This is a genomic window from Streptomyces sp. NPDC048483, assembly GCF_040651455.1.
Lineage (GTDB): Bacteria > Actinomycetota > Actinomycetes > Streptomycetales > Streptomycetaceae > Streptomyces.
Genome location: NZ_JBEZJZ010000078.1, coordinates 1 through 24,912 on the forward strand (window position 1 = coordinate 1; position 24,912 = coordinate 24,912).

At 67.9% G+C, this 24,912-nt stretch carries 8 protein-coding genes and 2 pseudogenes; 8 read left to right on the top strand and 2 right to left on the bottom strand.

The genetic code is table 11. From position 1 onward, the window contains the following. Positions 1 to 578 (top strand): annotated as a pseudogene (locus tag AB0D04_RS30200) (ISAzo13 family transposase); the annotation flags it as partial. Between the two features lie 454 nt (positions 579 to 1,032). Here AB0D04_RS30200 and AB0D04_RS30205 read toward each other — a convergent pair. Next, positions 1,033 to 1,380, bottom strand: a pseudogene (locus AB0D04_RS30205) (transposase); the annotation flags it as partial. A gap of 93 nt (positions 1,381 to 1,473) precedes the next feature. Further along, a protein-coding gene (locus AB0D04_RS30210; RefSeq protein ID WP_362709637.1) for an IS5 family transposase occupies positions 1,474 to 2,279 on the bottom strand; the annotation gives its coding sequence in 2 pieces (ribosomal slippage) (positions 1,474 to 1,935 and positions 1,938 to 2,279; 804 coding nt in all). Between the two features lie 145 nt (positions 2,280 to 2,424). Between AB0D04_RS30210 and AB0D04_RS30215 the strand changes: the two genes are divergently transcribed. From AB0D04_RS30215 to AB0D04_RS30245, 7 genes are all read left to right on the top strand, one after another. Continuing rightward, positions 2,425 to 4,251 (top strand): DUF262 domain-containing protein, encoded by a 1,827-nt coding sequence (locus AB0D04_RS30215; protein WP_362709640.1) that lies wholly within the window; start codon positions 2,425 to 2,427, stop codon positions 4,249 to 4,251. Continuing rightward, complete coding sequence (locus AB0D04_RS30220; RefSeq protein ID WP_362709642.1) at positions 4,251 to 5,294, top strand: CBS domain-containing protein; 1,044 nt, start codon at positions 4,251 to 4,253, stop codon at positions 5,292 to 5,294. Before AB0D04_RS30215 ends, AB0D04_RS30220 begins: the two co-directional genes overlap by 1 nt. A 164-nt stretch (positions 5,295 to 5,458) precedes the next feature. Continuing rightward, the gene (locus AB0D04_RS30225; RefSeq protein WP_362709644.1) at positions 5,459 to 6,697 is read left to right on the top strand and encodes a serine/threonine-protein kinase; all 1,239 of its coding nucleotides are present in this window, start codon (positions 5,459 to 5,461) and stop codon (positions 6,695 to 6,697) included. A 101-nt stretch (positions 6,698 to 6,798) separates the two neighbouring features. Then, complete coding sequence (locus tag AB0D04_RS30230; protein ID WP_362709647.1) at positions 6,799 to 10,038, top strand: DEAD/DEAH box helicase; 3,240 nt, start codon at positions 6,799 to 6,801, stop codon at positions 10,036 to 10,038. Then, entirely contained in the window at positions 10,035 to 15,656 is a 5,622-nt protein-coding gene (locus AB0D04_RS30235) for a hypothetical protein (protein WP_362709648.1), read from the top strand. Before AB0D04_RS30230 ends, AB0D04_RS30235 begins: the two co-directional genes overlap by 4 nt. Continuing rightward, complete coding sequence (locus tag AB0D04_RS30240) at positions 15,653 to 22,489, top strand: DEAD/DEAH box helicase (protein ID WP_362709650.1); 6,837 nt, start codon at positions 15,653 to 15,655, stop codon at positions 22,487 to 22,489. The genes AB0D04_RS30235 and AB0D04_RS30240 overlap by 4 nt, the downstream gene beginning before the upstream one ends. After that, the gene (locus AB0D04_RS30245; RefSeq protein WP_362709652.1) at positions 22,486 to 24,825 is read left to right on the top strand and encodes a UvrD-helicase domain-containing protein; all 2,340 of its coding nucleotides are present in this window, start codon (positions 22,486 to 22,488) and stop codon (positions 24,823 to 24,825) included. Before AB0D04_RS30240 ends, AB0D04_RS30245 begins: the two co-directional genes overlap by 4 nt. Positions 24,826 to 24,912: the final 87 nt, after the last annotated feature.

The following is a 24,912-nucleotide window of genomic DNA, read 5'->3' on the forward strand; positions in this document are numbered from 1 at the left end:
AGAACCCCATTCCGGTGGACTGCCACACGTTCACCACCAGTGACCAGCCCGTAGTCATCCCCTACGGGATCTACGACATCGCCCGCAACACCGGCTGGGTCAACGTCGGGACCGACCACGACACGGGCGAGTTCGCGGTGCAATCCATCCGCCGCTGGTGGCAGCAGCGCGGACGCCGCGATCACCCGGACGCCGACCGGCTGCTGATCACCGCCGACTGCGGTGGTTCCAACGACCCCCGCCGCTGGACATGGAAGAAGCACCTCGCCGCCTTCGCCCTGGAAAGCGGACTCGAAATCACGGTCTGCCACTTCCCACCCGGAACATCGAAGTGGAACAAGATTGAACACCGGATGTTCTGCCACATCACCGCGAACTGGCGCGGCAGGCCCCTGACCAGCTACCAGGTCATCATCGAGACCATCGCCGCCACGACCACCCGCACCGGGCTCAGAATCGGAGCCGAACTCGACACCGGCCGATATGACCTGGGCACCACAGTCCCACCCGCCGAGTCCCATGCCCTGCCCATCACACCCCACGCTTTCCACGGTGACTGGTACTACTCCCTGGCACCGGTCCGACCCCGGCTCCCCGAGCCCGCACCGAGCCGGCAGCGGATCGATCCCGCCCTGACCGGCATGTCACGCTCCGCCTTCGACCACCTGGTCGCCATCTCGGAACCGTACTGGGACGCCCTGGCCGAGGCGGCATTCCAACGACGCTTCCACCGCCCACGCAGCTACCTCCCCCCGCAGACCAGCAGCCTCGACCACTACCACCGCGTGATGACCGCCCTGTTACGCCGCCGCAGAGCCGTCACCAGCACACTTCTGGCCCAGCTCCTGAACGTCGGCCGCACCAACCTGTCCAACCAGTTCCAAGACGGCCACCGCCTCCTGGACCTGCACCGCGTCGCGGTCATTCCGCTACCTGGAACCCCCGCCCGCACCCTCACCCAACTGCAAGCCCGCCTACCGTCACACGACGACACCTGCACAGATCAACTCTGACAGTTATTCAGACACAGGCCCCCGCGGTCCCGGAGTACTGCCGATGGACACCTGCCGAGCGCACGCCCTTCTTCAGGAAGCCGGTGTCGTCCACGATGAGCACGGCCTCGGGGTCGCCGAGGTGCCCGACGACGTAGTCGCGCACATCGTCGAGGACCTCGTCGGCTTCCCACTCGATCCGGTTCAGCAGCCGATGGATACGGTCCGGAGCAGCGTGACCGGCCTGTTCGGCCAGTGTCCAGCCGTTCTTCCGCTCCAGCGGAGCAATCAGTCCCCGCATATAGGCAAGCGCCGACTCCCGCGGCTCCGTCCTGGAAAACCGATGCACGAACCGCTCGTGCACAGCGTCCAGTTCACCGGCCCACACCCTGACATCAGCAAGGTCCCCACCCGTGATCAGACCAACGACCAGCCTGGCCAACCATCACGGCAAACACCGTGGCAGTACTAAGAAGTCATCTCATTTGGTGAGTCTGCGGTAGCAGATGAGGGTGCAGGCGCTGCTGGTGAACGCCAGGAAGTGGGTGGCCTTGCGTTCATAGCGACGGTGGAGGCGGCGGCATCCGGCGAGCCAGGCCATAGTGCGTTCGATGGTCCAGCGGTGACGTTCCAGCCGCTTGGAGGACTTGATGCCTTTGCGGGCGATGCGGTGCCGGATGACGCGGCTACGTAACCAGCGGCGCAGGTGGTCGTAGTCGTAGCCCTTGTCACCGTGGAGTTTGGCGGGCCGTCGCCGACACTGCCCGCGACGGGAGCGGATGGGTGGTATGCCCCGCACGAGCGGTTCGAAGGCCTGGCTGTCGTGCAGGTTGGCGCGGGAGATCTCGACAGAGAGGGGCAGGCCGAACCGCTCGGTGATCAAGTGGATCTCTGAGTCGTACTTGCCTTGGTCGACAGGATTCGGGCCTGTCGGCTCCCCTTTTTCAGGGCCCGCATGTTCATTGAGTCGATCGCGCAGCGAGACCAGTCCAGTTCACCGCGGGAGCCGAGTTCGTCGAGGACCAGGCGATGGAGTTTCGCCCGCACTCGGGCCTTCGACCACTCGGCGAAACGCCGGTGAGCCGTGGCTCCCGAGGGTCCGAACGAGGCGGACGGCAGTTGCTGCCACGTGCAGCCCGACGTGGTCACGAACACGATCGCCGCCAGCACTTCCCGGTCTCCGTGCCGGCGTCGCCCGCCTCCTTGTAGACGGGTCGACGCCTCCGGCACCACCCGCTGGAACCACTCCCACAGCTCATCCGGCACCAGCCGCTCATCGACCCCCACATCTGGAGCTTATCGAACACCCCAAATGAGATGAACTCTTAGCCCGCTTGCGCATGTGACGTAACGTCAAGTAACGGTTGACGGCGCAAACTTCCCTTGATGCAATGCCTTGTCAGCGAAGACGCGAGGGTGGGGAACGGGGCACGTGGCAGGGCTGGACAGTGCAAATCTCAAGACGCTTCTCAGTGACGTCGCCTCGGGAAGGCTTCAGCTTCCCGACTTTCAGAGGGATTGGAAGTGGGACGACGACCGCATCCGGGCCATCATCGCGACCGTGACGCTCGACTACCCCTTGGGTGTCACGATGACGCTGGAGACCGGCGGTGCCTCCCGCTTCCGTACCAGGCCCCTCACAGGTGCGGAGTCAGGCGCAGAGCGGGATCCCAGTCTCCTGCTGTTGGATGGCCAGCAGCGTCTGACGTCGCTCTTCCAAGCTCTGTACGTGGCCGATGCGCCGGTCCGGACCGTGGACACACGCGGCAAGTCGGTCCGCCGCTGGTACTACGTCGACATAGCGAAGGCGACCGGTTCACCGTCCGACCGCGACGAGGCGATCGTCTCTGTGCCGGAGGATCGGATCCTGCGCAGGGACTTCGGGCGCAAGGTCGTGCACGACCTCAGCGACACCTCGGGTGAATGCGCCGCGGGGTTGTTCCCCCTGCGGATCGTGTTCGACACGCAGAGGGTCAATGCGTGGCGCCGCGAGTACGAGAAGGCCGACGAGGCGCAGAATTTCGACCTGTGGATCAAGTTCGAGGACCAGGTGCTGCACCCCGTCAGGTCGTTCCAGGTGCCGATGATCAATCTGTCCTCGTCGACGTCCATGGACGCCGTCTGTGCCGTCTTCGAACGGGTCAACACCGGAGGCGTCCCACTCAATGTCTTCGAACTGCTGACAGCCACCTATGCCGGGGATCGTGAGTACACGAGTCGCACGGGCGATTACTACGACCTCCCCTCCGTCTGGCGTTCGATCAAGGAGCAGGTGGCGGAGCGGTATCCGGTGCTCGGCCGCCTTGAGGTGGACCTCGACGACGGTCTGACCAACAGCGACTTCCTCCAGGCGGTGGCCCTGGTGCGGACATGGAACCGCAAGCTGCTCGATTCCACAGTGGGCGTCTCCTGTAAGCGGCGCGATCTGCTGGAGCTCCCACTGGAGGACTTCCAGGAGCTTGCCCCCCGTCTTCAGGATGCTTTCGCATGGGTCGGCGAGTTTCTGTTCACGCAGTGCATCGTCCACGCCGCGGACCTGCCGTACCGAACTCAGATGGTTCCGCTGGCCGCGGTCCGGGCGATCCTCGGTGAAGATCTCGACACCCCGGAAGCGACTCACAAGGTCACGCAGTGGTACTGGTGTGGTGTCCTTGGCGAGATGTACGGCGGCTCGACGGAGACCCGATTCACCCGTGACGTGGAGCAACTGATCGCGTGGATCCGTGAGGACGGAGAAGTTCCCGACACGATCGCTGACTCCTTCTTCGTCCCCGAGCGCTTGCTCACCCTCAAGACCCGCAACAGTGCCGCGTACAAGGGCATCTTCGCGCTCCTGATCCGGCAGGGCGCTGTGGACTGGCATTACACCGACGGCCCGATGGCTCCGGGCACGCTGGTGGAGTACGGCGTCGACGTACACCAGATCTTCCCGAAGAACTGGGTCCGCCGGAATCTCGACGAGCGCTACCCGGCCAACTCCATCATCAACAAGACCCCGTTGTCCCTCCGTGCGGCCCAGGCCCTCAGCGGTGCCCCGGCCGCGTACCTGGAGCCCCTTGCGGCGGCGGCCGACATGCGCTCTGAGTGGTTCGACGACGTGATCTCGACCCATCTCATCGACGCGAAGGCCCTGCGGGCCAACGATTACGTCGCGTTCTTCGAGGCGCGCGCCACCGCGCTGGAAGACCTGGTGTACCAGGCCATGGGTAAGCGCACCACGGTCGTCCGTGGCATGGCGGACGAGGAGGGGGAGCGCTGATGAAGAAGCCGACAACGGCACAGCTGATCGCCCTCAAAGGTGCGGAACTCGCGCTGTCCGAGCTGCTGGCGATGTACGAGGTGCGGGTGCGGCAGGCCGGCATCATCCGGGAGATAAGCGAGTCGCTGGTCGCCGCCGGGCTGACGACGCTCCCCGACTTTTCGACCTGCCCGACCCTCGCCCGGGTACGGCTCGTGCCGGTCGCGGCCACCACGACGGTGGCACCCGAGGAGGATCCGGCCGTGCCGGCCGATCCGCTGCCGCCAGGAGCGCTGCCGCAGCGCCTGCTGCTGGGGGACCTGCCCTCGGCCGTGGGCGGCCTCCAGTGTGTCTCCCGTGGCGCCGAACTGAGCCAGGCCACCTATCTCATGCGCCACGAGGGCTACAACCAGATCCCTGTGGTGAGCAACATGACCGAGCTCCACGGAGTGGTCACCTGGAAGTCGATCGCCCTTATGTACGAGAACGGCTGGGAGGCGACGCTGGAGAACGCAATGCAGCAGGAGTCGCTGCCGGTGTTCGACAGCAGGGAGGACTTGTTCAGCTGTCTGCCCATGCTCGTCGATCACGGATACGTCTTGGTGCGAGGGCAGGACGGCCGAATATCCGGCATTGTCACGTACCAGGAGATCGTCCGCCGGTTCCAGAACACCGCCCGCCCGTTCTTCCTTCTCGGGGAGATCGAGTCGCTGCTGCGCCGCTGGCTGGGGGCCCGTCTGGAGGCCGAGGCCGTCACCGCCGTACAGGCGACCAACCGCAAGCCGGAACATCGCACCGGCAAGGTGGAAGACCTGATGTTCGGCGACTACGTCCTGCTCCTGGATGGCACTCAGCAGAGGAAGCCCGCCCTCGCGCAGCGTGCTGATGTGAACTGGGTCGCCCTGGGCCGTCCAGCACTGGACCGCGGCCAGTTCGTCCACCATCTTCAGCGCGTGCAGGCCATCAGGAACAGGATCGCCCACTTCGACGACGATCCGTTGCCACCGGAAAACATGAGGGACCTGACCTCGTTCGCCCGGCAGCTTCGTGACTGCGTACGGTGAGTAGTGGTCGAAAGCGGGAGCAGCCACTCCTGGCCGGACCCGCGTTCGGCGATGTCAGAGGCCGAGAACCCGATGACGACGCTCCGACCGCAGCGATAGGGTGAACCTTCGGTGAAAGTGTGACGTGCCTGGACAGGTGGGCACGAGAGGGTGACGCGGCAGAGATGACTGAGGTGCCCACGCAGATCGGCCGGTACACGGTTGAGCGCGAGCTGGGCGCGGGGGGCATGGGACAGGTCTATCTGGCCTACTCACCCGGCGGCGACCCGGTCGCGGTGAAGGTGATCAGGAACGACAGGCTCGATCAGGCGACCCGAGCGCGCTTCGAGAGAGAGGCGCTGATCGCCCGGACGGTCGTCGGAACCAACCGGGTGGCCCGTTTCCTCGACGCCGACCCCTACGCCGACGAGCCGTGGATGGCTGTCGAGTATGTGCACGGGCTCACCGTCCACGAGCAGGTGGAGAGGGCAGGAACCCTCCCGGTGCCGCTGGTCGCCAGCCTCGGCGCGCTGCTCGCCGAGGGCCTGGAGGCGGTGCACGCCGTCGATCTGCTGCACCGCGACCTCAAGCCGCAGAACGTCATGCTCGGTGAGTACGGCCCCATCCTGATCGACTTCGGGCTGGGCGCGTTCATGGACGCGGGGAAGGACACCCTCACCCACGACGGCATGATCATCGGCACGGTCCGCTGCATGCCGCCGGAGCAGGCGCTCGGCCGCTCCCGGGTGAAGGCTCCGGCCGACGTGTACGGCCTGGGCACGGTCATGCTGTACGCGGCGACCGGCCACTACCCGTACGACGGCCACGGCTGGCCGGCCATCGTCGCCAAGGTGACCGACGAGACGCAGCCGCCGGACTTGTCCGGGCTGCCCGAGGCGCTCGCCTCACTGGTCACGGCGATGCTCGCCCACGCCCCGGAGGAGCGGCCCACGCTCGCGGAGATCACCGACCAGTGCGTGGCGCTGATGAGGGGCGCGGGGTTCACACCTGTAGAGGCGCGGTACGCCCTGATCGACGTCATGGCTCCCCTCGGTGGAGCGGCGGGTCGCACCGGGCCCTCGCCGGCGATCTGGGAGCGCATCGCCGTCCAGTACGGCGATGCGCTCGATGTGCACACCCAGGTCGTGGACGAGGACGGCGCCGACAGCCCGCTGGACCGCCCTGCCAGCCCCGACCCGGTCGAGGACGGGGAGCAGTCCGGTTCCTCCGGTGCGGAGCGTGCGGGCGAGGCCCACACCGTGTCCGCGGTCGTACCCTCGGGCGACGCCGCGGATCGTGCGGACACCTCCCGCCCCATTGAGCGGTCGCCTGTCGAGCCGCCCCGCAGGCCCGGCCGGAAACCGGCCTCGCAGAAGGTGGCCGAGGAGCTGAGGGCTCGGTACGCGATGCAACCGGCCCTGTGACATGCGGTGAGCAGGTGGGCAGGGACGGTCTCGCGCAGGGCGACGCGGTGCGTCGGAACTCGCGGCGGGCGAGAACATTGGCAAGCAGCGGTAGGAACGGTATGCGGAACGACGAGGGAGCGGAGCGGTTCGTGAGCGGTGCGGGGGCGGGCGGCGGCACGACAGCCGCAGGGCAGGGGACGTTCGACGCGGTCGACGGCTCGAGGTTCCGCGAGCGGACAGCACCGGAGGCTCTGTCCGATGCCGATCCGCGCTCGGGCCGCCCCGGGTTCGCCCCCGGTTCTCAGGTCCTAGTACGCGACGAGCAGTGGCTGGTCAAGAAGGTCGCCGACACCAAGTACGACGGCTGGATGGTCGAGGTCACCGGCGTCTCCGCCCTGGTGCGCGGCATGGACGCCGTCTTCTACGACAAGCTGGACCACATCGAGCCGATCGACCCCGACAAGACCCGCCTGGTTCCCGACTCCTCACCGAACCACCGCAAGGCGCGCCTCTACCTGGAGGCCGTCATCCGCAAGACCGCGCTGCCGCAGACCGAGCACGGGCTCGCGCTGGTCGGCAACTTCCTCATGGACCAGCAGACGCACCAGCTCCGCCCCGCCGAGCTGGCCCTGTCGAAGGACAACCCCCAGCCACGCGTGCTCATTGCGGACGTGGTGGGTCTTGGCAAGACCCTGGAGATCGGCATCCTCCTGGCCGAGCTGATCCGCCGGGGCCGCGGCGAGCGCATTCTCGTGGTCACGCCGGCGCACGTCCTGGAGCAGTTCCAGCGCGAGCTGTGGACCCGCTTCTCCATCCCGCTCGTCCGCCTCGACTCCACCGGCATCCAGCGCATCCAGCAGGACATCCCGGCCGGCCGGAACCCGTTCGCCTACTTCAAGCGGGCGATCATCTCCGTGGACACCCTCAAGAGCGACGTCTACGCCCACCACCTGGAGAACACCGAGTGGGACGCCGTCGTCATCGACGAGTCGCACAACTTGGTCAACCGGGGCACGAAGAACAACGGCCTGGCCCGTCTCCTCGCGCGACGCAGCGACGCCTTCGTCCTCGCCTCCGCCACCCCGCACAACGGGGACGCCGAGTCGTTCGCCGAGCTGATCGGCATGCTGGACGATGCCGCGATCGCCGACTCGTCGTCGTATGACGTGAAGGACCTCAAGCACCTCTACATCCGCCGTACCAAGACCGATCGCGAGGTACGCGACTCCCTCAAGGGTGTGTGGGCGGACCGCGGCCCGTCCAAGCCGGTGATCGCCAAGGCGACCGCGAAGGAGGAGGCGGTCTTGGAGGAGCTTGCCGCGCATTGGATCCCGCGCGACCCGGCGGCCTCCTCCGTGTGCGTGGACTCGATGGTCGCCTACAACCTGCTGAAGGCGTTCCTCTCCTCCCACCGTGCCTTCCAGGACTCCATTTCCTCCCGGAACAAGACCCTCGCCAAGCCCCTGAAGGGCCGCAAGGGCCAGGACCCGGCGCAGCTCGAGGCAGCGCGCCAGGTCGAGCAGAAGGCGATCGTCGACCTGGCCCGGCTCGCGAACGATCTCGGCGACGACGACTCGTCCAAGCTCGAAGCCTTGGTCGAGGTCCTCAAGGAAATCGGTGTCAAGCCCGGTTCCGACACCCGTGTCGTGGTCTTCTCTGAGCGCATTCCCACCCTTAAATGGCTGGCCGAGACGGTACCGGAGCGGCTCGGCTTCCCGCGGTCGACGAAGCTGGCCGAGGAGGAGTCCAAGCCCTGGAAGGCGTACGGCGGGGTCGTCGAGGTCATGCACGGAGACTCCACCGGGGAGCAGGAGCAGCAGCGCATCGTCGCGGAGTTCGGGCTGGCCACGAAGCCCGTCCGGCTTCTGTTCACCGGCGACGTGGCCTCCGAGGGCGTCAACCTGCACCAGCAGTGCAACGAGCTGATCCACTACGACCTTCCCTGGTCGTTGATCCGCATCGAACAGCGCAATGGCCGCATCGACCGCTACGGGCAGAAGAAGAACCCCCGGTTCCGGGCCCTGGTGCTCACCAGCGACGTGAAGTGGCGTACGGACGACACGACCCACGAGCCTTTGCCGCTCGACGACCGCCTCGTCGGCGCGAAGCTGCTCGCCCGCGAGGAGGAGGCCCACCGCATCGAGGGCACCGCCGAAGCGGTCACCGGAATCTACAAGGCGAAGGAGGAAGAGGACCGGCTCACCCGCGACCTCATCGCCGGCCGTACCGTCGAGGAGTCGATCAAGCAGTCGTCGTCGACGGTGGGCGGCGGAGCGAAGGCCATGCTGGCCAGGGCGATGGGTAACGTCGGAGCGAAGAAGCCGACGGACGACGTACCGCGCGTCACCGTGCCCAGCCTGTTCGGCACGGTCGGCACCGCCACCGCCACCGCCGACTACTTCGACGAGGCCCTCCGCCAGGTCTGCCACCCCATCAGCCCCGACATCGCCCTCAAGCTCCGGCGCGAAGGTGACGGCACCCTCGCCTTCCAGCCGCCGCCGGACCTCCTCCACCGTCTGAAGGCCCTGCCCAAGTCCTATCTGACGGAGCAGGAAATCCTCCCCACGGCGAACAAGGAGGCGCGCATCCGCCTCACGTTCGACAAGGGTCTCGCCGGCAAGCGTCTGAAGGTGGCCCGCGAGGAGTCCGACAGCCAGTGGCCGAACGTCAGTTACGTCTCCGACGTGCACCCCGTCCTGGACTGGGTCACCGACAAGGCGCTCGCCGCGCTCCGCCACGACGAGGCCTTCGTGCTCGCCTTCGACGCGGACCGCGACAAGGCGGCCGACATCGATCCGGAGCTGCCCGCCGCGCTCGACGGCCCGGTCTACCTCCTCCAGGGCATCTACTCGAACAAGGCCGGACGTCCCACCGTCGTCGAGTGGATGGCCGTCACCGGACTGCCCGACGCCCCGCGCACCCACCGGATGGACAACGCTTTCCTCGCCACGTGCCGGGTCGGACCGAGCATGCCGGGGCGGGCCGCTCTGGTGAACAAGGACGCCCTCCAGCGCTGGGTGCCGGCCGCTGTCAGTGAGGCACGGCGCTTTCTGGAGGGGCGTGAGGCCGAGTACACGCAGCAGATCGAGGCGGTGCTCGCGCCGTTCGAGAAGCGCGTCGCCGAGTGGAAGCAGGCCGCGCTGTTCACCGCGGAGGCCCGCCGCTCCCAGAAGAAGAAGAACGACGTGAACCTCACGGCCGACCGGCGCCGGACGCTGATCCGCTCCCTGCGCACCTCCGGCGCCCCGCTGCTGCGGCTCCTCGCCGTCCTCGAACCGCTCGCCGCCGCCCCCGCACCGCCCACCGCTGGATCCGCCGCGACCGACCTGCCCGACGCCGGAGAGGCGACCGCCCGATGAGCACCGACTTCGACTCCTTCTCCAACCGTGGCGAGTACCTGTCCGCGCACTACTTCGCCGAGCAGCTCGCCGATGGCCTGAAGAAGGGCGTCTTCGCCGCCTGGGCGGACCGCGAGTCCGACGAGAACGACAAGCGCACCACACCGCGCGTCGCCCTGCGCGGCCTGCGCTCCGTCTACCTCGACGAGAAGTACCGCGGGTTCTTCGCCGAGCAGGCCAAGGCGGACGCGGAGGACGACGAGCACCCCGACAAGGAAGGCTTCGAGGAGCGCCTCAACACCTACGAGGACGAGGAGTGGCGCGAGCGCGTCGCCGAGTGGCACCGCAAGATGCTCACCGCCCTCGGCTACCCGGGGGCCGACGCCGGGACCGGTCCCCGCGAACTGACTGTCCACCGCGCCGGACGCGACCACACCGTCGAGGTGGCCTGGCACGGTGACGGCATCGTCGCCGTCGACTGCGGCTGGTCCGCGAGCAACGACACCGCCCTGGACGCCGACGGTTACGGCCGTCTGCTCCACCCGCTGCGGACGGTGGGCAACGGTGAGACCTACGAGTCGGGCCACGCGCTCGCCACCTGGCTGTTCCAGAGCGAACTGGGCGGCGAGGGTAGCAGCGCCCCCCGCTTCGTGCTGCTGCTCTGCGGCGGTGTGATCGTCCTGGCCGACCGGCAGGCGTGGGGCGAGGGCCGCTACCTCGCGGCCAACCTCGACGCCGCCCTGGAACGCTACGACCGCCGCCAGAGCGGCGAACTCGCCACCATCGCGGGTCTGTTCAGCCACGACGCGCTCGCTCCGGCCGAGGACGGCAAGGGTCCCGCCATCGACGCCCTGGTCAAGGCGTCCCGGGACAACGCGGTCGGGGTCTCCGGCGAGCTGCGCCAGGGACTCCAGAAGTCCGTCGAGATCATCGCCAACGAGGTGCTGGCCAGGCTGGAGGAGACCGAGCTCGACCCGCGCCATCTCGAAAAGCCTGGGGAGCCCTTCGCTCGGCAGCTCACCCGCGAGGCGCTGCGCTACCTCTACCGCATCCTGTTCCTCCTGTACGCGGAGGCCCGCCCTGAACTGGGCATCCTCCCCGCCGACGATGGCACCTATGAGGCCGGCTACTCGGTGGCCCGCCTGCGCGAGATCGTCGAGCGGGATGCCCAGCTCACGGACGAGACGGCCCGCAACGGCACCCACCTGCACGACTCCCTCGCCCTCCTCTTCAACAAGGTCAACTACGGGCACCGCGAGTACGGCACCGAACCGTGGGACGAGCGCGACGGCGACGATGCCGAAACCCGGAAGAAGAAGGCCAAGCAGCGCAGTGAGGGGCGCGGCCTGCGCTTCGAACCGCTGCGGAGTGAACTCTTCGAACCGACGGCGGTGAAGCTCATCGGCCGCGGCACCCGCGACCCGCGCCACGACGAGGACAGCCCCGATGGCCCGGTCTGGCTCGACCTGTGCCTGCGCAACAGCGCCCTGCATGAGGTGCTGCGCCTGCTCACCATGAAGAAGGCCAAGCGGCGCGGTGAGCGCGGCGGCTTCATCTCGTACCGCAACCTCGGCATCAACCAGCTCGGCGCGGTCTACGAGGGCCTGATGTCGTACACCGGCATCATCGCCGAGGAGGAGCTGTGCGAGGTCGCGAAGGGCGGCGACCCGGAGAAGGGGTCGTGGCTCGTCCCCTCGTACCGGCTCAAGGAGTACGACGAGAAGACCTGGGTCGAGTACGACGAGCGGGACCGGGAGGAGAAGGGCCTGCGCGGGCCGAAGAAGTACCCGGCGGGGACGTTCGTCTACCGCCTCGCCGGACGCGACCGCGAGACCTCGGCCTCCTACTACACCCCAGAGTCACTGACTAAGGTCACCGTCGAACTGGCTCTGAAGCATCGCCTCGACCAGGAGAAGGACGAGGCCGGGAACGTCATCAAGACCAGCGCCTCCGAGCTGCTGAAGTACCGCATCTGCGAGCCGGCGCTCGGTTCCGGGGCGTTCCTCAACGAGGCGATCAATCAGGTTGCCGAGGAGTATCTGCGGCGGCGGCAGGACGAGTTGGGCCGCTCCATCCCGACCGCGCAGGCGCTGACGGAGAAGCAGAAGGTCAAGGCGTACATCGCCCTGCACAACGCCTACGGCGTGGACCTCAACCGCACGGGCGTCGAACTGGCCGAGGTCTCGCTGTGGCTCAACACCATGCACCCCGGGATGCGGGCGCCGTGGTTCGGGCTCCACCTGCGGCGCGGCAACTCGCTGATCGGCGGGCGGCGCGCGGTGTACGCGGCGGGAGACGTCTCGCCTCAGAAGGGGAGGCCCGGCTGGCTCAAGGACAACGGCACCCAGGCCCCGGCGCGGCTGCCGTTCCGGGACAACGAGGCGGGCGGGCAGTGGCAGCCGCTGCCTGACGGGTCGGTGCACCAGTTCCTGCTGCCGACGCCGGGCTGGGCAGCGGTGACGCGGGCGGGCGGTGACGCGAAGAAGCTGCTCGGGCAACTGGCCGGGGGCGGCGTGGAGCAGCTGAAGGAGTGGAAGAAGGGCGTTCTCCAGAAGCCGGAGCGGAAGTACACGCAGGCCGGTACGCCGAGGATCGACCGGAAGACCGGTGACGAGGCCGCCTCCCAGTACACGAGGCTGCGGGACGCGTCGCGGCGCGCGGAGTTCCTGTGGAAGCTCGTCGTCAAGCGGATGGAGCTGTCGGAGCGGGAGATCGCCCGCAGCATCGACGTATGGGAAGCCGACCCGACGGACGACGAGTTCGGGTTCCTGCGACGGGCCGAGAACGGTGTCGGTGCGACGCGACTGTCGAAGGAGAAGGTCTACGCGGACCTCTTCAACGCCGTGGACACGCCGTACTGGCGGCTGAAGCAGGTGATGGACGCCTGGTGCGCGTTGTGGTTCTGGCCCGTGGACAAGGTCGGTCTGCTCGACGGTACGGACGGTGAGTACGCGGCGGAGTCCGTCGACGTGGAGGAGCTGCTGGGCGGGTTCGGCGAGCCGGCGACGCCTCAGGCACCGCCGCAGGAGGTGCGGCCGAGTAACGAACCTGCGCCTTCTCCTGCGGCGAGCAAGCCCGCGCCCCGGTTCGCTCAGGCGGGCTTGCTCTTCCAGATGGCCGGTGATCAGCCTTCCCTCGACGACGCGAACATGGAGGCGGAGGGTGACTACTTCTACGAGGTGCAGAAGGCTGGCGTACCGAAGCAGCGCAAGAAGCCGACCGGCCCCGCTCCGAAGCGCCGCCGCCCGGTCATCCCGCTCAAGGACCTGAACGACTGGTTGGACTTCCTGGAGTCCATGCTCGGCGTGGGCCCGGTCCCCGACGGCAGTATTGGATCCGACCTCGACAACCTCAAAGACTTGGGGGAGTACGAGAAGCTGCTTCTAGACGAGATGTGGATGGACCGCACCGACCCGGAGGCGCGCTACCCCTGGATGGGGGGCGTGCGGGAAATCGCGGAGGAGCAGGGTTTCTTGCACTGGGAGTTGGAATTCGCTCTGGCATTTGCGAAGGGCGGAGGGTTCGACCTTCAGGTGGGGAATCCTCCCTGGGTGCGGCCTAACTGGGATGAAAACCCTGTTCTGGCGGAATCCGATCCATGGTTCATGTTGACGGAAAGGCCGTCAATAGAGGAGAAGAATCGACGGCGAACGCTGGAGCTAGCCAAGTCGGACGTTGCGGGGTACATGGTTGGGGAAGTAACGGACGTTATCGCTCTGGCGGACTACCTGGCGGCGGAGCAGGTGTATCCCCTCATTGCAGGGAGTCGACCTGACCTTTACAGAGCATTCATGTGTCAGGTCTGGGATCATGCCTCTATCCTTGGTAGTGCAGGTTTTCTTCACTCAGGCACGCACTTCACCGGAGATAATGAAGGAAGACTTCGGGAAGCTGCATATCGAAGACTGCGTATCCACGGTGACTTCGTTAACTCAGGACAAAGATTCTTTCCGGAGCCGGTTGGTCATGCGACACACTTTGGTGTCCATGTCTACGGTAGCCCGAAGGAAGTCGGGTTTGATCACCTCTCCTGGCTGGTCTCGGCCGAAGCTTTGAAGCTTTCCCCGGAGCATGATGGTGCTGGTGACATTCCGGGTGTGCGTTATAAAAATGGTGAATTTGACGAACGGCCACACCTTACTCGCGTCGTCCATGTAGACCGCGACCGGCTCTCAGTCTGGAGACGCCTGCTCGACGACGTAAGTGAGCGGCCACTTGAGCAGGCTCGTCTTTTGTTTCCTGTCAGCACCGCCGAGTCGGCGGCTATCGCCGCTCTTGCTAATTTCCCCGTGAGGTTGGGTAACTTCAGGCCGCAGGTTTCAGGCGGCTACAACGAGACCAATGCCAAGAAGGATAACCTGATCGACTACAATCGCCCGGATGCTGAAACTGGGCGTGAGTATCAGCCCGAGCGGTGGCGGCACGTCATTCTCAAGGGTCCTCAGTTGAGCGTCGCTACGCCGGTTTTCAAACGGCACGACGCCAATAGCAATGACGCGTACGGAGCGGACTTGACCGCGCTCCCGGATGACTTCGTCCCGGACACTGCGTACGTTCGTGCTGAGGGTCGGACAGCGGAATATCTTGCAGCTCAGGACCGCTGGATCGATTACCGTGCTCTGGCCCGGCTTCGGGCGGACAAGCGAGCCGTCGCGCGGGCCAAGGAGCAGGTGGCCAAAGCGGATTTGGTGGCGGTGGAAGAGGCAAACGCGGCTAAGGTGGACGCGGTGCTGGTCGGCCGCGCACGCCGACGTGTCACAACATTCCCCCGTCTTGCGTGGCGGCGAAGGATCTCCGCGAATAGCGAGAGGGCATTGTACCCGGCCCTTGTTCCTCCAGGTGTAGCGCACGTCCACGCAGTGCACAGCCTTGTATTGCCAGAGCCCCGCCACACGGCGCTGGTGGCTGGATTCTGGGCCTCACTGCCATTGGATTACTTTGTGCGTGCCACTGGCAGAGACGACCTGCAGGTTACGGGGGCGAAATCCATGCCCGCACCCAGTCTTGAGCATCCGCTGTCGTCAGCCTTGTTGCTTCGCACCCTGCGTCTCAACTGCCTGACCACGGCCTACGCGCCTCTCTGGGCGGAGTTGTACGACCGGACCTGGTCCGCGTATGACCCCTGGGCGGTGGAGTGGCCTGGGCTCGACCCATTGGAGGCGGTGACTCCGACATGGCAGCGCTCGACGCCCCTCCGCTCCGAACGAGCTCGTAGGTCCGCCCTCGTTGAGATCGACGCCCTCGTGGCCGTCTGGCTCGGCATGGACGCTGATGCCCTGATCGCCGCGTACCGAGGCCGTTTCCCGGTGCTCCAGAAGTACGAAGCAGCCAGTTGGTTCGACGCCGGAGGATGGAAATTGGCCAGCTACGCCCGCACCATCGGCCAGCGCCAGACAAAGGACACCTGGAAGCAGTTCGAGGCCTACATGGCTGACCCCGCCTTCAAAGCCCACCAGGAAGACCCCGCAAACAACCCCGCCCCCCAACCCCCCGCCCCCGACGGCTACACCGCCCCCTTCTACAAAGCCGACCGCGAGACCGAAATGCGCGAAGCCCACGCCTACTTCCAGAAGCGGCTGGATGACGCCGTCGCCGCAGGCAAGTGGGACCCGGTCAAGGAGGAGGTGCCGAAGCCGTGAGGCCGACGCTCGAAGCGGAGGGGTTGAAGGAGAGCCTGCTTCAGTACCTCTCCACCACCTACGCGCTGACCGACGAGGGCGCGCGGAAGGCGCTGCACAGGTTCCTCGGGGACGACAACTCTGGCATGTTCAGGGGGCCGTTCCTCCGGCTGCGCACGCCCTTCGTCCAGTCAGACCCGTCGTGGGAGCAGTACCTCGACTGGCGACGCACGGACGGCTGGACGCCGTACGCCCACCAGGCCGTTGCCTTCGAGCGGCTCTCCTCCGCAGGCGGCCGGACACCCCGGCCGACGCTCGTCACCACCGGTACCGGTTCCGGTAAGACCGAGTCGTTCCTGTACCCGGTACTCGACCACTGCGCCCGCGAGCGGGCGGCCGGGTACGCCGGCGTCAAAGCCGTGTTCCTGTACCCGATGAACGCCCTCGCCACCGACCAGGCGCAGCGCATCAACGGGCTTCTCACCGACCACCCGGAACTCAGCAAGGTCCGGGCCGGGCTTTACATCGGTGAGCGCGCGGCCACCCGGTACGGGCGGGTCTTCACCGACCGGTACGACATGCAGGTCACACCGCCGGACATCCTCATCACCAACTACAAGATGCTGGACCTGCTGCTCCAGCGCGCCGACGACGCCGCGATGTGGGCCGGCTCCGACATCCGGTACGTCGTCGTCGACGAGTTCCACACCTATGACGGTGCGCAGGGCACGGACGTGGCCATGCTCCTGCGCCGGCTCTCCTCCGCCGTCGGAGCCTCGGAGAAGGGGCGCCCGCTCGGTCGTATCTGTCCGGTCGCCACCTCGGCGACCCTCGCCTCCGGGACAGATGCCGACGGAGCGCGGCAGTTGATCGACGTGGCGACCCAGGTGTTCGGCACCGAGTTCACCGCCGACGCCATCGTCGGTGAACAGCGGCTGACCGTGGACGAGTTCGTGCCCAGCGGCGACTTCGACCCGATCCTGCCCGTGCCGACCCCAGACGAACTGGCCGCCCTGCCCGACCCCACCCTCGGCGAGGAGGAGTTCACCGCTCTCGCCGAGGCCGTCACCGGCAGTCGGGACACGGATCCGTTCACGCTCGGCCGGGTGCTGAAGCGGCATCCGCTGACCGCCGCCGTGCTGCACGCCCTGGACGGGCAGGTGCGGTCCATGCCCGAGGTCCTCGACCTGATGTGGCGCCGCGGCGCCCAGGCGTGGGGCCGCACCGTCACCCTGCGGCCCGAGGTGGCGGCGAAGGCGCTCGCCCGCTTCGTCGCGCTGCTCTCGGTGGCCCGTGACCCGGCGTCCACGCCCAAGGAGCCGCGCCCCTTCGTACAGATAGAGGTCCACCAGTGGGCCCGGTCGGTGTCCCGTCTCGTGCGGGGAGTGTTGCCGTGGCCCAAGGCCGAGTTCCAGTGGGACACGGCCAATGCGCCCGAGACGTCCGAGGAGGCGGCGGCGCGCACCGCGCCCGTCACCACGGCGACCGAGGGGCAGGCGGCGAACCTGTTCCTGCCCGCCGTGTACTGCCGTGACTGCGGGCGTTCCGGGTGGGCGGTCTTCACCCCGGAGTCCGACGACCTGGCCGTCGAGGTCGACACGCACAAGATCCGGCGGGCCTCGGTCAGCCAGGACAAGATGCGGGTGCGTAATCTCATCGCTGCCACCGTCGGCGAGGCCCGGGAAGGTTCCGGAGCCGCGCCCATGGAGGGTGCGGGCCGCGCCGCCCAACGCGCCGACGCCAACGCGCTCAGTGTGGCGGGGGCCGGCCAGCTCCGCGTCCTGGACGGCCCGAAGCGCAGGCTGCGGCTGCCCGACCCGGTCGCCGACTACGACCCGGAGACGGGTGGTCCCCGCCTGGCCAGCGCCGACTCGGCGTTCGTCCTTGTGTACCTGGGGGAGACTGCGACCACCGCCGCCGAGGAGGACTGGTGTCCGGCCTGCGGCTCGCGCAACACGATCCGCTTCCTCGGTACCGGCGCCGCCGCGCTCGCCGCCGCCTCCGTCACCCAGCTGTTCACCGGCGGGGAACTGGACGAGAAGCAGGGCGAGACCAAGACCCTGATGTTCAACGACTCGGTGCAGGACGCCGCGCACCGCGCCGGCTTCGTGGCGAGCCGCTCGTACACCTTCTCCCTGCGCGCCCTGTTCAAGAGCCACCTCTCCGAAGACGCCCCGACCGCGCTGCACGACCTGATCGCCGACGTGGTCGCCGCGACCACCGACCGCACGACGCTCGCCGCCGTCGTCCCCACCGACCTGCACGACATCAAGGGCGTCAAGAAGCTGCTCTCCGGTCAGGGCCGGGGCGGGGACCACAAGACCTGGCAGCTGATCGGAGAGCGGTTCGCCTTCGAGGCGCTGATGGAGTTCGGGTTCCGCTCCCGCAACGGCCGCACCCTCGAACTCACCCGGACCGCCGCCGCACAGGTCCGCATCGCCGACCCCGCGGCCGCCGTCGACGTGGTCCGCGCCGCGCACACCGCCCCGTACAGTAAGGGCGGCCAACTGCCCGTCCCCGACGCACTGGACGACGCCCAGTACCTCGGTTTCCTGCGCATCTTCCTGGAACGGCTACGGACCCGTGGAGCCATCGGCCATCGCTGGCTGGAGGGCTACCTCAAGGAGGCCGGCACCAGCCGCTACTTCATCTGGGGCAAGCGGCCCGTCGGTATGAGGGCCTTCCCCAAGGGCATCGCCGCGCCCGTCTTCCTGCTGAACGCGCCGAAGCCGAGGAGCGAGTTCGACTTCGCCACCGGACGCCTCTCCTGGTACGAGCGGTGGGCCCAGCGCAGTCTTGGCCTGCCCCGCGAGCAGGCCGCCGAGTTCTGGTCCCGGCTGCTGCCCGAACTCGTCGCCGCTGGACTGCTCGCCGTACGCACGCCCGAGGACAGCGGTCTGCGGATCTACGGGCTCAAGCCGGGCGCCATCGACGTCCAGCTGCTGAAGGACGTCGAGGTCAACGAGGCGTTCGTCCGCTGCCCGTCCTGTTTCTGGGAACAGACCGTCCACCCGTCCCTGCTCGGCCAGTGGGACGGCCAGAAGTGTCCCGCCTACCGCTGCCGCACCGGCCGTCTCGTCGCCGGAACCCGGCCGGAAGGGCTCGGCCGGCACCAGCGCGACCGCGACTACCGTGAGGACTACTACCGCAGGCTCTACCGCAAGGCCGGCACCTACCAAGTGATCACCGCCGAGCACACTGGCATGCTCACCCGCCCGGAACGCGAGCGGGTCGAGGCGGCGTTCCGGGATGGCAGCGGGTTCAAGGACCCCAACGTGCTGTCTTGCACGCCCACCCTGGAGATGGGCATCGACATCGGCGACCTGTCGGCCGTCGTGCTCGCCGCCCTGCCCCGCCGTGCCGCCAACTACGTCCAGCAGGTCGGCCGCGCGGGGCGGCGCACCGGCAACGCCTTCCTCCTCACCATCCCCGACCGCAGTCGCCGGGACCTGTACTACCTCGACCAGCCCCGCGAGATGATCGCCGGGCAGATCGTGCCGCCGGGCAGCTACCTGTCGGCCATCGAGATCCTGCGCCGGCAGTACCTCGCCCACCTCCTCGACCTCGCCGCGCAGGGCCGGCTGAAGCGCGCCGACGGGCGGACGCTCGCCGCGATCCCCCGTGAAGCGCCCGCCCTCTTCGGCCCCACCGGATACCTCGAAGACCTCGTGGAGGCCGCGCTCGCCGGTGCCGCCGAGCACGTGGAGGGTTTCCTCGACCTCTTCCCCACCGGCGTCAGCCCTCAGGCAGCCGACGAGCTGCGCGCCTACGCCGGACGCGAGCTGCGCGGCACCGTCGAGGAGGCCGTACGGCAGTGGAAGCGCGGGGAGGAGGAACTGCGGCGCAGGCTCACCTTCATCGACGAGGCTGTTCGCGAACTGCACGAGGACGACGACGAACAGCGCGTCCGCAAGGCCGAACTCGAAGCGGAGCACCGGGCCGTCGGCCGACGCCTGATGAAACGCGGCAACGTGACCGCCCAGCAGGCCCTCTGTGACCTCGGCCTGTTGCCGAACTACGCCCTCCTCGACGCCGTCACCACCCTCAACGCCACCCTGTACTGGCCCGACGGCTCCGACCCGAAGAATGGGCGGGAACGCTTCGACTCCAAGATGCGCCCGTACGAGCGCCCCCAGCGCTACGCACTGTCCGAACTCGCGCCAGGCAACACGTTCTACGTCAACGGCTACAAGCACCAGATCACCGGCATCGAGATCGGCAGCTCCACCCGGCCCGACTGGACGCCCTGGCGTTTCTGCCGTGACTGCGGCTTCGTCCGCGCCGAGAACGCTGCCGAGGACCGCAGCCCGTGCCCGCGCTGCCACAGCACCGGTATCGCCGACGACGGCTCCTGCCTCCACCACGTGATCGAACCGACCGTCGTCACCTCCCGCGACAAGCGTGACGACGCCCGCATCGGGGACGACAAGGACGACCGCGAACAGCGCTTCTACAGCGTCATCGACGCGGTCGACTTCCCGGTGAAGCACATCGAGGCCAAGGCGTCCTGGCGGCACACCCGCGAGACCTTCGGCGTCGACTACTCCCGCAAGGCGGTCATCCGGAGGATCAACGTGGGCCCGCTGCGGTTCGACGCCCGCGCCGAGGAGCAATTGGCCGGACAGGACGTCCGGATGGCGCCTTTCCATGTGTGCACCGCCTGCGGAGCGGCGAGCGCCGACGGCAAGCCGGTCTTCGACCACGACACCGACGCCCTCGACACCTCCGCCGTACGCAATCCCACCGTCAAGCACCACCAGCCCTGGTGCCCGCTGCGCCGGGGCAAGAGGGGGCCGGACGCGCCGAAGCAGGAACCGGTGCTCCTCGCCCACCAGCTCACCACCGAGGCCTTGCGCATCCTGTTGCCGGCCGCGACCGTACTCGTCGACGAGAAGGTCCACTCCTTCCGGGCCGCGCTACGGCTGGGCGTCGACCGTCACTTCGGCGGCGACCCCGTCCACCTGGACACCACCCTCGCCACGATGCCCGACGCCGCCACCGGCGAGAGGCGGCACTTCCTGGTCCTGTACGACCGGCTCCCCGGCGGCACCGGCTACCTGGACCGGCTCAAGAAGCCCGACGCCTTCCGCGACACTCTCGCTGAGGCACGAGAGATGCTGATTGCCTGCCCCTGCAAGGAGGAGGGCCGGCGCGCCTGCCACCGCTGCCTGCACCGTCACGCGGAGGAGCGGCACCAGGACGCGGTCTCGCGCAACGAGGCGCTGGAGATCATCAACAGTCTGCTCGGTCCCGTCGACGAGGACGGCCGTCCGCTCCCCGACGACGAGGGAAACCCGGTCAGCCACTGGGCCACCAAGGAGATTCCGACGACCGCGGCGATCGGTCTGGACCGGCAGGTCGAGTCCGACCTGGAGGCCCGCTTCCTCGCCGCCCTGCGTACCTGGAGCACCGGCCAGGACGACGCCGCTCTGGAGGAGAGCGGCGCGCACAGCGGCCTCCTGCGGTTCGCAGGGGCCGCGGCATGGCGCCTGACCTCCCAGCGCGACGAGGAGTTCACCCGGACCGACTTCACCTTTGAGCGGACCGACGGCACACCCCAGAAGGTGCACGTCTTCCTCGACGGCCACCGCTACCACGCCACCCGCGCACACAACCGCATCGCGGCCGACTCCACGAAGCGGGACGAGCTGCGGGCCGGTGGTGCCCTCGTCTTCCAGATCACCTGGGACGACCTCGAACTCTTCGAGAAGGGCGAACGGGCGACCGCCCGCCCGGTGTGGCCGCCCTACTGGCGCACCGGCCAGGACACCGCCAAGGACTGGTACGAGGAACTCGGCGGCGACCGCGCCGACCTCGTCGACGCCGTCTTCGCCAACCCCATCGACACGTTCCTCGGCTACCTCCGCGACCCCTCCCGCACCCGCTGGGGGCGGCGGGCCGAAGCGCTGGTCGGCGGACTGCTCAGCGCGCCCGAGCCTCTGGCCCAGAACGTCGACCCCGCGCAGGCCCGCGCAACGCTGCGCAGTGGCCTGGGCTCCCTCGCGAAGGGCGGGAACCCGGCGGCCGACGTCGAACCCCTCACTGGGAATGGCGAGATCCTCGTCCTGTCCGCCACCGACGAACACGGCCTGCCGCTCCTGTACACCGTCGACCCGTCCGGCGGAACGGACGGCGGCGCCAAGGTTGGCTGGGGCGCCCTCGCCGTACTCGACGACCAGGACGGCGACCAGCTCGGGACCGCCGCACACAAACTCCGGTGGCGCTCCTGGCTCTACTGGTCCAACCTCCTCCAGTTCCTCGCTTTCACTGGCGGCGACGGAGTGCAACTCGCCGGCAGCCTGGCCGCTGACTTCGCCGTGGAGGCACTGCGGGTCGGAGGCGGCCCCGGGGAACTGGAGACGCTCATCGCCCGGCTGCAGCCGGAGACGGCCACGACGAACCCATCGGCGGAGGGTGCGACGGCCGCGGCGGACAGCACCGGGCCGGCAGTGGGGCCGGACCGGGCCTCGACCTCCTCCTCGCTGGAGCAGGCGGTCGAAGGACTGCTCCGGGACGCGGCCTGGGATGAGGACATCCTCGAACTCCTCGAAGAGGACGAGCCCGATTCCGACCTCACCCGGCTGGCCAAGGCACTCGCCGCGCGGGGCAAGAAAGCCCCGGTCTTCGGCTATGAGCTGGGCGACCGCGGCTGGCAGGCCGACTTCGCCTGGCCCGGTGCCACCAAGGTGGCGGTGTTCGTCGACTCCGACGCCCACGACAGCGAGGAACGGCAGAAGCGGGACGCCGCCTACGCCAGTGACAGTTGGACGTTGCGCACGGCAGCCGACTGGCTCGACCACCTCGACACCCTGCTCACCCTGCTCCCGGACACGGAAGGCACCACCCACCGATGACCGCACGGCTCAGCCTGTACGAGAAGGCCGAACAGGAGCTGTACAAGCTCGACCGATCAGTCAAGGGAAAGTTCTACGACTTCTCCCACCGCTTCCGGCAGAACCCCGACCACCCCGGCCTCGATCTCATCCCGCTCAAGGGCGACGGCCGCGTCTACCGTGCCAAGATTGACCAGTCCTACCGGGCACTGCTCGCCAAGATCGGCATCGACGGTGCCGGTCGCGAGAAGTGGCTGGTCGTCGCCGTCCGACACCGCAAGCACGTCTACGAAGAACTCTCCGTCGCGATCAACCGCATCACCGGAGAGATCGAGTTCGTCGACCTCTCCGTGGTGGGCCAGAGCGTCCTCCAGCGAGCAGGGATGACGCTCACCCCGGCCGAGCAGCCCGAAGCCGCAGACGAGCGGGAAACGTCCGGCGCCGTACCGGCCACCATCGAACCCCCGGACGATGCGGCCCACGTTCCCGAGGCCGAGCCGCTCCTCGCCGGCCTCACCGCCGAAGACCTCCGCGACCTCGGCGTCGCCGAACAGCTCATCGCCCTCGCCCTCGCCGTCACCGAGAGCACCGAACTCGACGCTCTCGTCTCCGGCGCCCCCCTCCTCACCAAGGACATCCTGTACGGCCTCGCCGCCGGCCTGTCCATCGAGGACGTGCGCAAGGAGATCACCGCTCCCGTCGACGTCGAACTCGATGAATCCGTGCGGCACGACCTGGACGCGGCGCTCGCCCGCACCACGGTCACCACCATCGACGATGCCCTCAAGGACATCATCGAAGAGGGCGACTTCCGCGCCTGGAAGGTCTTCCTCCACCCCGCCCAGGCCAAGCTCGTCGACCGCCGCTACAGCGGCTCGTTCAGGGTGTCCGGCGGCCCCGGCACCGGCAAGACCATCGTCGCCCTCCACCGCGTCAAGCACCTTGCCGAACAGCTGCCCCCCGGACATAGCAAACCCATCCTGCTCACCACCTTCACCAAGAACCTCACCACCGACCTGCGCGCCCGCCTGGCGTCCCTTCTCGAACCCGAACTGCTGGCCCGCGTCGACATCACGCACATCGACCAGCTCGCCGCCCGCGTCCTCAACGAGAACACCCTCGCCGGCGCCGGAAAGCAGCGCATCTACGACAACGTCGCGCTGAATACGCTCCGCCAGGTCCTTCTGGAACTCGACGAGAAACGCTGGGACGCCGAATTCCTCTACGAGGAATGGGAGCAGGTGATCCTCGGCCAGTCCCTCGGCACCCGCAAGGCGTACTTCGACGCGCGGCGAGCCGGACGGGGGCGGTCCGTCAGCCGACCCGACCGGGCGCAGATCTGGAAGATCCTGGAGCAGTTCACCACCCGTCTGGACAAGGAGGGCCGCGAGACCTGGGGCCAGGCCGCCGAGCGCGCCGCCCGCTTCGAGATGCAGCGTGCCGCCAAGATCGAGCAACGTCAGGAGTACAAGGACGAGATCGGCGGCAAGGACCTCATCCACCGCGACGACAGCTCCGGCATGTACTACCTGGGCCACCGCTACAAGCACGTCGTCGTCGACGAGGCGCAGGATCTCCGCCCCGCCCACTGGAAGATGCTCCGCGCCATGGTCGCGCAGGGCGAGGACGACATGTTCATCGCCGGCGACACCCACCAGCGCATCTACGACCAGCAGGTCACCTTGGGGACAGTCGGCGTCAACATCCGAGGTCGCGCGGCCCGCCTCACCCTCAGCTACCGCACCACCCGCGAGATCCTGAACCGGGCCATGGAAGTGGTGAATCCCAAGAGCGTCCAGATCACCTTCGACGACCTGGACGACGGTACCGACAACCTTGACGGCTACCGATCGGTTCTGCGGGGCCCGGCCCCCGAACTCGTCCGCTGCGAAAGCTGGGACGACGAACTCGCCCAGCTCGCCGCCACCCTCCGGTCCTGGCGCCGGGACCTTGCCACCGGCGGAGCCGGTGGCAAGGTCCGTGACCCCCGAGGCAACATCGCGGTGTGTGTCGCCGACCGCGAAGCCGTCAACCAGGTCATGTACTACCTGGCGACCGAGGCCGAGCTGACCGTCGCCGAACTCACCAAGGAGGGTGTCAAGGGAGACGGCGACATCCACGTCGGCACCATGCACCGTTTCAAGGGCCTCGAATACCAGAGGCTCGCCATCGTCGGTGCCCGCGACGGCGTCATCCCTCGCGCGTCCGTCGTCCAGCGCTACCGCGACACGGACCCCAGGCGCCTTGCTCGCGAGCAACTGAAGGCCCGGTCACTGCTGTTCGTCGCCGCCACCCGCGCCCGCGACACCCTGCGCATCAGCTGGTACGGCAAGCCGAGCCCATATCTGCCCGTCTAGCGTCATGCGAGAGCCCTGCTGTCCTGGTCCGGCAACGGGGCTGTCGCTCCACATACGACCGTCAGGCCTTCCTGACGAGCCCTCCCA

Coding starts and splice junctions, on each gene's coding strand:
- AB0D04_RS30220 (WP_362709642.1), top strand. CDS start 4,251: ATGAAGAAGCCGACAACGGCACAGCTGATCGCCCTCAAAGGTGCGGAA.
- AB0D04_RS30235 (WP_362709648.1), top strand. CDS start 10,035: ATGAGCACCGACTTCGACTCCTTCTCCAACCGTGGCGAGTACCTGTCC.
- AB0D04_RS30225 (WP_362709644.1), top strand. CDS start 5,459: ATGACTGAGGTGCCCACGCAGATCGGCCGGTACACGGTTGAGCGCGAG.
- AB0D04_RS30230 (WP_362709647.1), top strand. CDS start 6,799: ATGCGGAACGACGAGGGAGCGGAGCGGTTCGTGAGCGGTGCGGGGGCG.
- AB0D04_RS30245 (WP_362709652.1), top strand. CDS start 22,486: ATGACCGCACGGCTCAGCCTGTACGAGAAGGCCGAACAGGAGCTGTAC.